7 protein-coding genes are annotated in these 14,887 nt (G+C 52.5%); all 7 read right to left on the reverse strand.

Annotation, left to right across the window (positions count from 1 at the left end; all coding sequences use genetic code 11):
- Position 1: 1 nt before the first annotated feature.
- From NYE54_RS29675 to NYE54_RS29705, 7 genes are read right to left on the reverse strand one after another with little or no spacing between them, the layout of a single operon-like run.
- Positions 2-9,229 carry an amino acid adenylation domain-containing protein gene (locus NYE54_RS29675; RefSeq protein ID WP_339268130.1) on the reverse strand — a complete coding sequence of 3,076 codons (9,228 nt, stop codon included), beginning with the start codon at positions 9,227-9,229 and terminating at the stop codon, positions 2-4.
- Between the two features lie 18 nt (positions 9,230-9,247).
- Positions 9,248-10,414 (reverse strand): acyl-CoA dehydrogenase family protein, encoded by a 1,167-nt coding sequence (locus tag NYE54_RS29680; RefSeq protein ID WP_339268131.1) that lies wholly within the window; start codon positions 10,412-10,414, stop codon positions 9,248-9,250.
- A gap of 3 nt (positions 10,415-10,417) precedes the next feature.
- Positions 10,418-10,669 carry an acyl carrier protein gene (locus tag NYE54_RS29685; protein WP_053491437.1) on the reverse strand — a complete coding sequence of 84 codons (252 nt, stop codon included), beginning with the start codon at positions 10,667-10,669 and terminating at the stop codon, positions 10,418-10,420.
- A complete protein-coding gene (locus NYE54_RS29690) occupies positions 10,670-11,737 on the reverse strand; it encodes an HAD-IIIC family phosphatase (RefSeq protein WP_339268136.1) in 1,068 nt (355 codons plus the stop codon). It lies immediately after the preceding gene.
- Positions 11,738-11,749: 12 nt separating this feature from the next.
- Positions 11,750-12,604 (reverse strand): 3-hydroxyacyl-CoA dehydrogenase family protein, encoded by an 855-nt coding sequence (locus tag NYE54_RS29695; protein ID WP_339268138.1) that lies wholly within the window; start codon positions 12,602-12,604, stop codon positions 11,750-11,752.
- Positions 12,605-12,608: 4 nt separating this feature from the next.
- Entirely contained in the window at positions 12,609-13,340 is a 732-nt protein-coding gene (locus NYE54_RS29700; protein WP_339268139.1) for an alpha/beta fold hydrolase, read from the reverse strand.
- Positions 13,341-14,882 carry a serine hydrolase domain-containing protein gene (locus NYE54_RS29705; RefSeq protein WP_339268141.1) on the reverse strand — a complete coding sequence of 514 codons (1,542 nt, stop codon included), beginning with the start codon at positions 14,880-14,882 and terminating at the stop codon, positions 13,341-13,343.
- Positions 14,883-14,887 lie beyond the last annotated feature (5 nt).

Here is a 14,887-nt window from a genome sequence, read left to right on the forward strand (position 1 = left end):
CTCATAGTCCGAAATCTCCCCGGGCTCCGGCAAGATAGACAGGTTCGGGCTCAGATAAATGATGAGCAATCGTGATGTCCTTCAGCTTCTTGTCCGGATCTGCCAGAACACCGGATATAATATCCTGCATATAACCTGCATAACGCACAATCGTGTCTCTAAGGAATAAGCGTGTACTGTATTCAAACTTGAAGGACAGTCTTTCCCCGTCCTCCTCCGCAATCAGAGATAAATCGAAATGAGAGGCATCGTGAACGAACGGGAATGGCTCCATCTTCAGGCCCGGAATGCTCATCTCAGGGTTCTGCATATTCTGAAGCGCGAATACAACATCAAATACTGGATTACGGGCCAAATCACGGTCCTGACCCAACTGCTGAACCATTTCTTCAAACTGGTAGTCCTGATTAGCAAATGCATCCAAGGTTGTGCTCCGCACAGTTTGGAGAAGAGCACTGAAGCTCATTTCTTCATCCAATTGATTACGCAGCGGAAGCATGTTAACGAACTTGCCGATAATAAGATGCAAAGCCTGCTGTTTGCGGCCGATAATCGGGGTCCCTACAACGATGTCTTGTTGTACACAAACTTTGGAGAGAAGCAGGTTGTAAGCGGCGAGCAGCGTCATGAACAACGTTACATCTTCCTTCAGGCAGAGCGACTTCAAAGCTTGGGTCTGCTCCGTACTCAGATCAAAATGGACTCGACTGCCAGCGAAATTTCTTGCCTCTGGGCGCGGATAATCCGTGCGCAGAGCTAGCCGGGGAGCTTCCTGCAGCTGATTTAGCCAGAATTCTCCCTGCCGTTGCTGCTCTTCCGTTTCTTTCATCCGGTTCTGCCATTCTGAAAAGTCCTTATACTGCAGCTCAAGCTCGGGCAAGTCACGGCCAGCATACAGGGCCATAAAATCGTTAACGAATATGTCCTGTGATAAACCGTCCGACACGATATGATGAAGATCCACCATCAACACATGCCGCTCATCCTCAAGCTTGATCAGTCCGGCGCGCATCAAAGGCGCCCGGGTTAAGTCAAAGGGCCGCACGAACTTCGCCACTATTTCGCGGATTTTCGCAGCCGTTTCCCCTTCCTCATCAAGGAGTCCAGCGTCCGATGTCCCCGGCTCAATTTCGCCGCTGAAGTCCGCATATTCAACCTCGAACTCGACGGTTTCGTTGATTTTCTGCATGGGCAAGCCGTTAACCAATTCAAATGAAGTACGCAAGCTTTCATGACGCTTTATCAGCTGCCGGAGTACCGCTTCCATACGAGCTTTGTCCAGCTTGCCTTTTAAAATGCCGGCGACAATTTCGTTATATCCCGTATGTCCCTTCTCCATCTGCTGGATCAGATACAGACGCTTCTGCGCAGAGGATAACTCGTAATATTCGCGGATTGAGGCCTTTTCGATATCATGGTAGGTACTCTGTTCCGCCTCATCGATAAAGGCGGCAAGCTGCCGGATCGTCGGCATATTGAAAAAGGCGGGCAAGCTGATTTCCACCTTCATTTCTCTATGAATCCCGGTTACGACTGTAATTGCCTTGAGCGAATCTCCGCCCAATTCGAAGAAATCATCCAGCACCCCGATCCGGTCTATCCGAAAGAATTGCTCCCACATTCCGCAGAGCTTGCGTTCCGATTCAGTTACGGGAGCGATATATTCACCGGACAATGCGGGACGGGTATAAAAGCCGCCGTCTCCCTGTGGTAGGGATGCCTCTTCTTGAGCCGTCCGTTTCACCCACTTGTCGATCCGATCCTGCAAGCTGCCGGTCGACAGGACGATCTGGCCTGCTTCCCGGACCGACAACACGCGCCTCAGCAGCTCGATCCCCTCTTCTGGCGCAATGAGCAGCTCGGATATCGAAGCGCCCGCCTGCCCATGAATCGTCTGCTCTTTCTCCAGCTGCCAACCGTCCCAGTTGACACTGGTCCAAGCCGTGCTCAGACGACGGTTGCGATCGTGTACATAGGCATCCATAAAATGGTTCGCTGCTGAATAGGCGGTAAAGCCTAATCCGCCCAGCATCGGAGACAGCGACGAGGCCAGCAGGCAGAAATCAAGCTCCTTGTCAGCCAACACTCGATCCAGAACATAGAGTCCATACAGCTTTGCTTGGAAATGCTGTTCGCTTAATTCCTCGTCTGTCTCCTCCAGCATCCTAAATGCCGCTTCCCCAGTCATACCCGCTGTATGGATAACTCCGTTTAAGGAACCGAACACTGACTCGATTTGCCGGACAGCCTCCTTCATTTGCTCTAAGTCCGACGAGTTCGCCGTTAACACAAGTACCTCGGCTCCCTGGGATTCGAGCTGCTTCAGCTTGCCAATCTGGACACTGACGGTATTCTCAGGGCCGTGTTCGGCAAGCCACTGTTCCCATTTGTCATTGGTCGGGAATGATGAGCGGGTGGTGAAGACAAGCTTCGCCTGTACGCTTCGGGCCAAATGACCTGCGAGAACCTGGCCGATATATCCTAATCCGCCCGTGATCAAATAAACGCCGCCTTGACGGAGTCCCGATGCTTCCGCTTCAGGTTCCGCTATTTTAACGGGCTCATAACCGAGAACCCAGCGTTCGTTATCGCGATAGGCAGCCGCCAATTCAAACCGGGCAGCGCCGAACTCGTCCAGCAGGCGGCGGATCAGCCTGTCTCTCTGCCAGCTTCCCGCTTCCGGCAGGTTAATATCGATACTGTGACAATGAATGTTAGGTAATTCTTGCGGAATAACCCGGCATGGTCCAAGTACCGTCGCTTTCTCAGGATACAGGACAGATTCGCCGGCAATAGCGTGCATATGATCCGTCAGCACCCACATGTGTATTTCATGACCTGAAGCTTGTTTTTTCAGTGCCTTGCCCGTGTATAACAAGCTGTAGTATCCACGTTCCTGTGTGGCAGTCAGCCAAGATGCACCGCTGTCACAAGAGGATGGAGCGGAAATTCCCCAAGCGTGAAGCAGCAGGTCAGGCGAGGTTCCCCCGGCTTCCAGATCCGCAAAAAGTTTCATATAATGATGTTCATTTTGCGGATTCACGATATATTGATGAGCTGTGACCCGTTCGTAGTGCTCGCCCGCTCTAACGAAAACAATTTGCCCTCCGTACTCGGCTATAGACTGCATAATATCGGCGGACAAGCCGTTTTCATCGGCAAATACAATCCAGTTTCTGGCAATTTTTGCGTTCATGCCGGAGGAGCAAGGAAGCAGCTGTTCTTTTTTCCATGTCGGTACATAGAACCAGTCGGACATGTCGGGCAGCTTGGCCACCTTCCCGCCCGCGCCCTGAATCTTGTTCTTAGCGCTGCCCACCGGCAGTGAAGTACCGGCAGCAGACTCGATCCAATAGCGCTGCCCGGCAAACGGATAAAGAGGTAGAGAGATACGCCGTCGCGGTTCTTCTCCATGAAATGCTCTCCAATCGACGGACTGGCCGTAGAGCCACACTCTCCCGATCCGGTTAACGAGCAGGGAGGTGTCCGGTATACTGCTATGCTCAGGCGGCATAAGGTTTAGTGCCTGCTGTCCGCGCTCTGTATCGATGTAGCGACGCGCCAAGAGTGTCAAATCCTGCCCCGGACCGATTTCCACGAACAGCCTGCCCTGCTGCTCTGCAAGCCGCTCAATCCCATCCGCAAAACGAACGGTATCCGTCATGTGCCGAGTCCAATAACCCGGGTCTGTCGCTTCTTCATCCGTTATCCAATTGCCCGTCGTTGTAGAGATATACGGTATTTGGGGCGGATTCAAACGGACCTGTCGGACGGCTTCGGCGAACGGCTCCGCCACTTCGTGAAGAAGCGAAGAATGAGCAGCCGTTGACATCGGCAATCTCATACAAACGAATTTGCCCGCCTTCATCTGCTGTTCGAATGCGGCGATTTCTTCTTCTGGGCCGGATACAATGCAGGAAGGCCCGTTGACGACCGCCAGTGATATGGAGCCGCTAAGAAGGGGTTTGATATCTTGCTCAGGAAGAGGCACGCTGAGCATCCCGCCTGGCGGCACCTGATGCATAAGCTCTCCGCGCAGTATGATGAGACGCATCGCCTCTTCCAGTGACATGACGCCGGCGAGGCAAGCGGCAGCATACTCGCCGAAGCTGTAACCTATCATCGCATCCGGCTTCACTCCCCATGACAGGAGAAGACGCGCGAGCGCAAATTCGAGCATAAGCATGGCAGGCTGGATATGTTTAGTCTGATTTAATTGAAGGGACGCTTCCGCAGTCTCTGCGTCTGCATCCGGGTACAGCATTACCTTCATATCAGAGCCGGTAATGTCGAGATACAGACGGAAGCAGTGGTTCATCTCTTCTCGGAACACGGGCTCGGTCTCATACAAGCCCTTCCCCATGTTGATATATTGCGATCCTTGCCCGGAGAACATGAACACGATTGAACCGCGCTCCTCCCCGGTCGTGCCGGAGATTACTTTCCGTGCATCGAAGCTTGCCCTGTCAGCAGCAGGCGTCAGTGCTGCTATCGCTTCCTCAACCGTGCTGCAGGAGAGCAGGCGCCGGTATCTGAAGGGACGCCGGCCGGTCTGCAAGGTATACGCAATATCGGCCAGATTCTCTGAAGGATGCTCCTTGAGATAGACGCCTAGATTGGCTGTCATCGAATCGAGTGCATCCGGTGTCTGTGCGGACAATACCAGCACCTGATGGGTCCGTCCCTTCCCGGTGGCTCCCTGTATAGGCGCCTCTTCCATGACGACGTGGGCATTCGTTCCACCTATTCCGAAGGAACTGACTCCCGCGCGCAGCGGATAATCATCGTTGCGCCAATCGGCCAGGCCGGTATTGACTACGAAAGGACTGTTCGCGAAATCAATATTCGGATTCGGGGTCTCATAATGCAGGCTGGGCGGAAGCTGTTTATGATGAAGCGCCAGCGCCGTCTTGATCAAACCCGCCACCCCTGCTGCGGCATCCAGATGTCCTATGTTCGTTTTTACGGAGCCTATGCGGCAGAAGCCGGTCTTGTCCGTCCGGAATGCCTTCGTCAACGCCTCGATCTCGATCGGATCGCCAAGCGTAGTTCCCGATCCGTGCGCCTCAACGTAAGTGATACTTTCGGCTGGAACTCCTGCGGCTTCTTGAGCTCTGGCGATAACATCAGCTTGGCCCTGTACGCTTGGCGCCGTATAACCGACCTTGCGACTGCCGTCATTGTTGATAGCCGAGCCTTTGATTACCGCATAAATCCGGTCACCATCTGTGATAGCTGCCTCGAGCGATTTGAGCGCCACGAATCCGACACCATCTCCGCCTATCGTTCCCTTTGCTTTGGCATCGAAGGTGCGGCAATGACCGTCCGGTGACTTTACCATTCCTTCCTGATACAGATAACCCGATTTATGAGGGAGCACGATCGACGCGCCTCCGGCCAGAGCCAGATCGCAGTCCCCGTTAAGAATAGACTGGCAAGCCAAATGTACAGCTACCAGTGAGGTAGAACAGGCCGTTTGCAAACTAATCGCAGGACCTTTCAAATTCAGCTTATGCGAAATACGAGTGCTGACCGTATACGAATCATTCAGCGAATCAACCTCAAACATATCCGATAAACTCCCGTGCAGGCGGTCAGACAGCTGCGACAGCCAGTGGAAATTGTTCGTAACCCCGGCAAACAGCCCGATAGACCCAACATGTCGCTGCGGGTCACAGCCGGCATCCTCCAGCGTATGCCACGCGCATTCGTGCAGCAGGCGAACTTGAGGATCCATCATCGCCGCCTGATCCGGAGTATAACCAAAGAAGGCCGGATCGAAGTGGTCCATCTCATCCAGCACGCCCTTTGCTTTGACAAACTCAGGCCGCTCCAAAAGCTGGCGGTCAAATCCATACTCTGCCAGTTCGTCATCCGAAAAAAAGGAGATCGACTCTCTGCCCTGCTGCAAATTGCTCCAAAACTCACTGATATTTCGTGCGCCAGGGAATCTGCCGGCCAAACCAATAACTGCAATATCCCGGCTGCCTTCATTCTCGTGCTTCGTACGGCCGGGTTGTGCCGGGGAAGGCTGCTCGTTCTTCCTAGTGGGTGCTGCACTCTCGCTCTTCCGTTCTGCTGATCGTTCCGTTTCGCCTGCCAAATGCACAGCCAGTTCATACACGGTGGGGTATTGGAACAGCGTGACGATTGAAATCTCACGCTTAAGCTGTCTTTGCAGTCTGCTCTGCAGTTGGATGAGGCTAATCGAATTGCCGCCTACTTCAAAATACTTATCGTGGATACCGATGCGGTCCAGCTCAAGCACGGCTTTCCAGGCGTCTGCAATCAGATTCTCCAGCTCTGTCCTCGGCATCGCAGCTTCCTGAACCTCGCGGGGAGCCTCCGCAAGCGCAGGCAGTGCCTTGCGGTCCAGCTTTCCGTTAGGTGTAAGCGGTATCTGTTCCAGATGGACAATGTGAGACGGTATCATGTAATCGGGCAATTTTGCGGAAAGATATGTCCGCAGGTCAGATATAGACACCGTCTCACAAGCCGCTATGTAGGCGCATAACTCAGTCTGAGCGCCCCGTTGTTGCACCGTTACCGCTGCTTCTTGAACTGATTTGTGCTGCAGGAGCATCGTCTCGATTTCACCGATTTCGACGCGGTGGCCGCGGATTTTCACTTGCTGGTCCATTCGTCCCATATATTCAATGGTTCCGTCTTCCAGCCAGCGCGCCATATCGCCTGTCCTGTAGATATTCCCGCTTAAGCGGAAGGGATCCGATACAAATTTCTCCGCCGTCAGATCCGGCCGATTCAAGTACCCGAGCGCAACACCGTCACCTCCGACGATCAGCTCGCCGGGAATGCCGATCGGCAGCAGGTTATCATAGCGGTCGACGATATAAGCCGTAGAATTGCTGATAGGCGGCCCGATCGGAATATGCTCGTTAAATTCACGGTCGATACGGAAGCAGGTGGAAATAACCGTGTTTTCGGTAGGACCGTACGCGTTCCAAATCGTCAGTCCAGGACATGCTTGCCGAACAGCCTCAATGTGCTTCGGAGAGAGTACATCGCCGCCTACGACCAGGTTCCGCATCCCGGCGAACATGTCTGGACGCTGCTGGGCCAACTGATTGAATAATGCCGGAGTCAGCAGTCCGCCCGATATTGCGCGCGTACGCAAAAAGGCATCCAGTTTGGCATTGTCAAGCAGCGTATGCTTGTCCGCAATATGCAGACTAGCCCCGTTCAAGAGCGCCCCGAACACCTCGAATGTTAGAGCATCAAAGCCGATTGCTCCTGCCTGAAGGACGCAGTCATGCGCTTCGAACTGGACGTGGTTCGTGTTCCGAACCAGCCTCACAATTCCTCGGTGCCCGACAATGACACCTTTGGGCTTACCGGTCGAACCGGATGTATACATGACGTAAGCCGGATGTTCCGAACTGCCTGCCTGAGGCAACTCGGACGCTTCGCCGAGATGAAGCAGCGCCTCGTCCAGCTTCAGCACCTGGGCATGTTCCGGTATCAGATCCTCAAGGCCCGGTGAAGCCAGCACTGTGCGCACATTGCCATCAGACAGCATATAGGCGATCCTTTCGGCAGGATGCGCGGAATCAATCGGCAGATAGACCCCTCCCGCTTTCAGAATGCCGAAGATTCCGGCAACCAATTCTGTGGATCTGTTCGCCATCAAGCCCACAATCTGGCCGCTTTCCATGCCTTTCGCCTGCAGCGAACGAGCAATCCGGTTAGCCTGCTCATTCAGCTCGCGATAGGTATAGGATATATGCTCATCTGTTACAGCCGTACTCTCAGGGGACAACAGCACCTGTTCCTCGAACAGCTCATGAACCATTTTCTCACTGGGATAATTTGAAGTTGTCAGGTTGAATAACAGAATTTGCTCCCGCTCTTCATGGGTAAGAATCCCGATATCCTTAAGCCTGGTCTCCCGGTATGTAGTAACCTGGACTTGGGCTTGTGTGATTTGTTCAAGAATATAGAGATAATGATGAGCAAGCTTCTTGACCATATCCTCGTGATACGCCTGTTTATTATATGAGAAGGTTAATTCCAGCTCTTCGGCCACGGTAATGCGGAGTGTCAAATCGAACTCGGTCTCTTCCTCAATGTGATGGGGTTCAATAATAAGCGGTCCGTCGGTGCTTGTAACCACTTCATCCAGCGGATAATTCTCCACTACGACTAGGGTATCGAACGGACTACCTTCAGCTCGGAGCCCTCCGTATGTTTTAATATCCGTCAAGGAAGTGTTCGCATGCTCTTCGCTTGCTTGAATCGATGCATTCACCTCGGCCAGGAGCTCGGGGATCATTTTATCCGGACCCGCCGTTATGCGAAACGGCAGCGTGTTAATGAATAAGCCGACCATGTGCTCCATTCCGGGAATAATCGTATTGCGTCCTGACACCGTAGTACCGAACAATACGTCGTCACTATTAGTATAGTGCTGAAGCAGAATGCCCCACGCCGTATAGAACAGAGCGGCCTGCGTCACTTCCTCGGAACGGACCCACTGATGCAGTCCGGCAGTGAAGGTGCTGCCCTGTTGTTCTGTGTATACAGCCATGTCCGGCATTCCTGAAGCTTTTGCACTCCTCGTAACGATGGGCCGGTTCTGCATGTCATGCAAGTACTGGCTCCAGTAGTTCTCTTGTGTTTGCTTGTCCTGCTGCTGCAGCAATGAGATAAACTGCTTCAGGTGCGGCTTGTACTGCCGCTTCGGCTCCTGCCCCTGCGCCAGCATCAGGTAGGCGCTCCGCCATTCCTTCAACAGGATTCCGGTGCTCCAACCATCGAACAAGATATGGTGAAAGCTCATTAGCAGGGTGTGTTTGCGCTCGGTCTGCTTACACAGCGTCAAGCGGAAGGGCACCTGATCCAGCTTGAATTTTTCCTTTTTATCGGCGGCAATCCGGTCTGCAATCAGCCCAGCCTGAGCATTTTCGTCATAATCGGAATAGTCCTCATAACGAATAATGGGACGGTGCTCCCGCAGCACGATTTGAACAGGCTGGTTCACCTCTTCCCAGCGGAACAAAGACCGCAGCGCCTCGTTGCTCCGCACAACGTAGGCCCAGGCCTGTTCAAACAACGAGGGCTTCAGCTCCCCGCTGACGGCAAGTGCGATCAACTCTACATACTGCGTAGTTTCGGGATCTCTCAAGTATTGAAGCAGCATCCCGGACTGCATAGGAGACAATGCCAAAATATCTTCAACATTGCTTTTGTCCAGCTTCTGAGGTTTCTTCACACTCTCACCCATCCTTTTCTATTCGAACTTCCCCTGCTTCTTTACCGCATATTTGCGAAGTCCGTATTGAGAAATGACCTGCTGCTGAATTTGGCTGGTGCCTTCAATGATTTCCAGCACTTTGGCTTCCCGAAATAACCGCTCGGCAGGGAAGCCGCTGCGGCAGCCGTTGCCGCCGTGAACTTGCACCGTATCGTTCGTGACCTCAACAGCAACTTTCGATGTAAAATATTTGGCGATCGCTGTCTCGTCAACCGCTTCCGCCGCCCCGCCTTTTCGCATTTCACCTGCGGCTATACAAAGCGTACGGGCGGCATGAACCTTGGTGACCGCGTCCCCAATCATTCCTTTGACCAACTGGAACTGGTGCAGCTTCTCTCCGAATTGGGACCGCGACATCGAGTAGGCTACCATCGCTTCCAGCGCCTCGCCTGCAATTGCCGCTCCTGCCCAAGCAATGCTGTATCTGCCATGATCAAGCGCGGTGGATACGATATAAGTAAAGCCTCCGCCTACGATGCCGAGCACGTTCTCCGCCGGAATTCTCACTTCATTGAGCTGAACCTCCGCAATGTGAGCCCCCCGGTTGCCGAGCATGCCTTGCATAGGGATTGTATGCACTCCTTCACGTTCGCGCTCTACGATGAATGAGGTGATTTGCCCGCCCGAATCAGCTGCGATCACAACGAAAAAATCAGCGATTGCGGCGAATGAAATCCACTTTTTGCTGCCATTCAGAATATAATGGCTTCCTTCTTTACGGTAGGTGGTCTGTACGCTTTTAGCATCCGAGCCCACATTTGGTTCTGATAAGGCGAACGCGCCCAGCTTCTCCGCCCGCGCCATCTGTGGCAGCCAGTATTTTTTCTGTTCCTCTGTGCCGAATCGCAGCATGGTCTCTCCGAGCAGTGAGGTTTGAACGGTTATCAGAGCCCTCGTGTTGCAGCAAGCTTTGCCGATTTGCTCTGTAAACAGTCCGTATGCCACAGGATCCAGCCCCAGACCGCCATATTCCTCCGGCCAGCTGGCCGCCAGATATCCCAATTGCCCCATTTTGTTAATCAAGGTGCGGGGCAGCTCGCCTTTGACATCGATTTCTCCTGCGAGCTGCCGGATTTCCCGATCGGCAAAAATTTTAGCCTCCTCTACGACTTGGGCAGCAGACGCGCATGTCTGTCCAATCATCGCTTAGGCCTCCTGCTTATGCTTTTCGATTAGCTTTACGATATTGTTAAGCGTGCTGAAATTAGCGATATCCAAATCCTCATTGCTGACCGTGAATCCGAATTCTTGTTCGATGTAGCTGAGGAGTTTCATCGCGAACAACGAATTGACGAAGCCCTTTTGAAAAATATGATCATCGTCAGTGAACACGGCCTCGTCTTCAAATACAACCAGATTGCTTTCAATAAAACTGCGGATTTTTTGTTTGATTTCCATCTAGTTACCCCTCTTCCCAGCAACCGTTACCAACACATCAATGTAAGGCGGAAACGGTTGAATATGATTTAAATCGTTCTCGAACAGAATGTTTCCTTCTCCGTCATTGGAGATTTCCGTGAAACTAGCGAAACGGTACGTGACATACATCATCTTGTTGCGGTCCGTCTGTTTAAAGTCGGCCCTAAGTACTTTCCCTTCATTCTTCGCCTGCTGCATGATATACGTGAGCATGACGGTACCGACTCCGCGAGACATCACTCTGCAGGACATGAGCAGCATTTTCAGATGCCAGCAGCTTTCCTTCAATTCGATCAGAGCGAGCCCGATCTTGCCGTAAGAGCCGTATTTGTCCGTCAATTCGCACACGAGCAGGATATGATTATCCGACCGTCTGATCTTGTCCAATTCCTCATAACTGTACGTATAACCCGTCGCATTCAGCTGATTCGTGCGAATGGTCAGTTCCTCCGCCCGTTTCAAGTCCTCCTCTCTAGCCTCGCTAATGACAAAGCGCATGCCGAGCGAGCTGAGAAACGCTTCTTGGGGGCCCTCAAACGATTCTTCCTCGTTTTTGCGCAGTATGTCTTCCAGATACATGGCCCGCCTACGTCTTGAATCTTCCGTAATGAACCGGGGATTGAGACGCGGGTGACCGAGCAATGTCTCGTATGGCGTCACATCCAAACACTCTACCTCTGGATGGACGCTTAGGACCTCATCCCGTTCGAAGGGCTGATCGTCGATGAATAGGATCGTGTCCATCCCGATGTTCAAGTTCAAGCGTATTTTATCGATCGACGTTGATTTGGCATTCCAGTTGATTTCGGGGTACAGGAAATAGGTATCGATGCCGAACTCCTTCAGCTTGTCCAGCGCATGCTCCGTATCATTGCGGCTTGCGATGGATTGCAGAATGCCGCGAGAATCCAGTTCCGCGAGAAGCTCGCGCATGCGCGGCTTTAGCTTAACCTCATCGGACTCCAGCAAAATACCGTCCCACATCGTATTGTCCAGATCCCAGATCACGCATTTGACTTCCTTTAGCTTGTCCGCTGCTTTGTTCATCGTTATCCCTCCCTACTTGCTGTAATCGAAAAATCCTTTTCCTGATTTTTTGCCCAGGTAACCGGCATCCACCATCTTGACGAGCAGCGGGCAGGGCCGAAACTTCGGATCCTTGTAGCTGTCCTGCAGAACTAGCAGCGAATTAAGAATGGTGTCCAGACCGATCAGATCACATGTAGCAAGCGGCCCCATTTTGTGGCCGAAGCCCTGGCGGAAAATCTTATCAACATCCTTCGGCTCTGCGACTCCATCCTGCACGGTCCAAACGCATTCGTTAATCGTCAGCATGAGGACTCGATTCGTTACGAAACCGGGAAAATCATTAACCACTACCGGGACTTTATCGAACGATTTTAAAAACTCCTCCCCGCAGGCAACGGTCTCGTCCGATGTATGCTCGCCCCGGATGACTTCGACCAGTTCCTTCATCGGGACGGGGTTCATGAAATGCATGCCGATGACATTCTCCGGTCTTGGCATTAACGAGCCAACCTTCGTAATGGAAATGCAGCTTGTGTTAACGGCATAGGTGGTTTGTAAGGCGCACACCTCGGACAGTTCCGTAAACACCGCCTTTTTCAGTCCCCATTCTTCTGTCACGTTCTCAATAACAAACTGGACGCGTGCGAAGTCATCATAAGCCGTGGTAAAGGTAATCCGGGACAGAAGGTCCTCCACGGTAAGCTGTTTCGCCTGAGGCTTGACCAGCTTTAATAGCCGGAAATCCGTCTTAATTTTCTCCTTAGCTTGATGCAAGACATCTTCGTTAATATCTTTGAGCACCACTTCGTATCCATAGCAAGCCAGATCCAAAGCAACGTCACTGCCCATTACACCCGCACCGACTACTCCGACGGTTCGTATCATGAATTCACGACTCCTTTTTGGTGGACATTAGCTCAACAGAGCTGCTTAGCACATCGTTGATGAGCGACACTACTTGCTCGGTATGTTCGTTTATGAAGAAGTGACCTCCTTCGAATTCATAAAGTTGACAGTCTCGGCTGCCATATGCGGACCACTCCATCAGATTGATGCCTTCTGTCGCTTTATCCTCTTTTCCGTTAAGCACGGATATATCACAGGGAATAAGCTCCTCTCTGCTCTTAAAGCAATGCGTTTCCACCAGTTCCAGATCTCTCCGCAGACCTGGCAAAAACAGTCTCAGCAGCTCCTCACGTTCAAACACTTCATCCTCGGTTCCGCCAAGCAGCTTAATTTCTTGCTGCAGCCTTGCATCAGATAGCAGATGCAGTGTAAGATTCCGGCGGGCGTGAGGGGGATAGGTCCCCGAGACGAATAAATGGATGGGTTCGCTCCCCTTCTTCTTCCTTACGGCGTGCGCCAGTTCGTAAGCGACGAGGGCTCCCATGCTATGGCCGAAGAAAGCAAAATCAGCTTCGTCCAGTTGCGGTTCCAAATATCCGTATAAATCCTCAATCATTTCGTCCATGCTGCCGTAATGAGGTTCGAGTAATCTTCTTCCTCTGCCAGCCAGTTCAACGGGATGCAGTTCAATATGGCTGTGCAAATGGCGTTTCCATCTCATATAGTTGGTAGCGGAACCTCCGGCGTAGGGCAGGCAGAACAGCTTGCATTTCATTTAGATCACCTCCTCTGCAGGAGCTGGAAGAATCAGCCCGGAACGTCGTTTCACGGATGGAAACAACCAGACTGCAAGAAAGAACAGGAACGCGATTCCGACGAATAGATAGAGTGCATAGACGAGCCAGATGATCGTGGAAGGCGACCATACTGCGACTACAGCAAGCGGAAGACCTGCAAATGCAGCCTCAAGCAGCAGACCGATCCCCCACAAGCAGACTCCGGTCAGTACAAGCGCAGCTCCAAGGCCGATGAGCCTTCTTCCTTGGGGCGGAACGAAAATGCGCCGCTGACGACGTAATTGTCCGGGAATACCGATGGCCTTACCTGCCAGTACAATCATTAAAATGCTGATGAGACTAAGCGAGATCATCGCAATCCGATCAAGCTGCGGATAGAAATCCGCTTCAGCGGGTGGAAGCTCTTGCTCCCGCAGCAGGCTCATCAGACCTTGGCCGATATGAAACGTATAGGCTGAGTTGATGTTGGCGAGTACTCCTACGCCGAGCTGCTCTTGCGGACGAATGATGAAATAGGACGAGAAATTGGGATTAGAGCCTTGGTGAGAGAGTTCTTTGCCGTCCGGCGTTACAAACCACCCCGAGGCATAGTAGGTTCCGTTGGCGTCCGGCCCTACGCTCGTATCGGGTATATGGGAACGTTCGATGATGATCCGGTCCGGCTCGGAGATACTCTTCGTCCCGAGCTGGAGCAGCAGCCACTGTCCAATATCGTCAGCACTGGAGATTAAGTAACCGGCGGGCGTGTTTCCCCTGTAATCGGGCGCTTCATATAAACGAGGCGAACCGAATCCAATCTTATATCCCCTGGCGAGCCGCTGTGGGTCCTTCAGCTGGGCCGCAGGCACCGTGTTGTTCATACCAAGCCGCTGCAGCAACCCCGACATGTAATCCTCATACGACATACCGGATACTTCCTGGATGACCAGCCCCAGAACATCATAATTAATGGTGGCATATTGATACTTATCTCCGGGAGGGGCGTCCAGCGCCGTACCCGATAATGCCCGTACAGTCAGTTCCAATGCCTGCTCTTCGGAACTGATCGGGATGGAAGCTAGCGAAGCGAAAGGCACGCCACTCGTATGGTGCAGCAGTTGGGCCAGCGTCACCTTGGCCGGCTGCCCTTGATAGATTAGCGAGAGCCACGGAATATAGCGGGTGACCGGATCGTCAAGGCTAAGCGCATCTTCACGCTCCAGTTCTAACAAGGCCAGGCCTGTGAATGCTTTGGAAGTCGATCCCAATTCAAATAATGTAGTGTTTGTTGCCGGAATCCCCAATGCACTATCGGCTAGCCCGAATCCCTTCGTATAAACCACCTGATTCCCGCTTACAACTACAACTGCGGCTCCCGGGCTTTGCGCCTTCACCAGTTGTGCCTGCACGAATTGGTCGATGGCAATCTCATCTATATTCGGCTGTTTTTGCGTAGAAGGGGCTCCGCCTTCGGCGGCTGCAGCTGGTGGACTGACTAGCAGCAGTATCATCAGTACGTAGAAAACAAGTTTCTTTACCACGATTG

It is taken from the genome of Paenibacillus sp. FSL K6-1330, from assembly GCF_037976825.1.
Lineage (GTDB): Bacteria > Bacillota > Bacilli > Paenibacillales > Paenibacillaceae > Paenibacillus_AQ.

Bases quoted from the DNA above. Each gene is read 5' to 3' on its own strand.
- NYE54_RS29690 (WP_339268136.1), bottom strand. From the start codon at position 11,737: ATGAACAAAGCAGCGGACAAGCTAAAGGAAGTCAAATGCGTGATCTGG.
- NYE54_RS29695 (WP_339268138.1), bottom strand. From the start codon at position 12,604: ATGATACGAACCGTCGGAGTAGTCGGTGCGGGTGTAATGGGCAGTGAC.
- NYE54_RS29685 (WP_053491437.1), bottom strand. From the start codon at position 10,669: ATGGAAATCAAACAAAAAATCCGCAGTTTTATTGAAAGCAATCTGGTT.
- NYE54_RS29700 (WP_339268139.1), bottom strand. From the start codon at position 13,340: ATGAAATGCAAGCTGTTCTGCCTGCCCTACGCCGGAGGTTCCGCTACC.
- NYE54_RS29680 (WP_339268131.1), bottom strand. From the start codon at position 10,414: ATGATTGGACAGACATGCGCGTCTGCTGCCCAAGTCGTAGAGGAGGCT.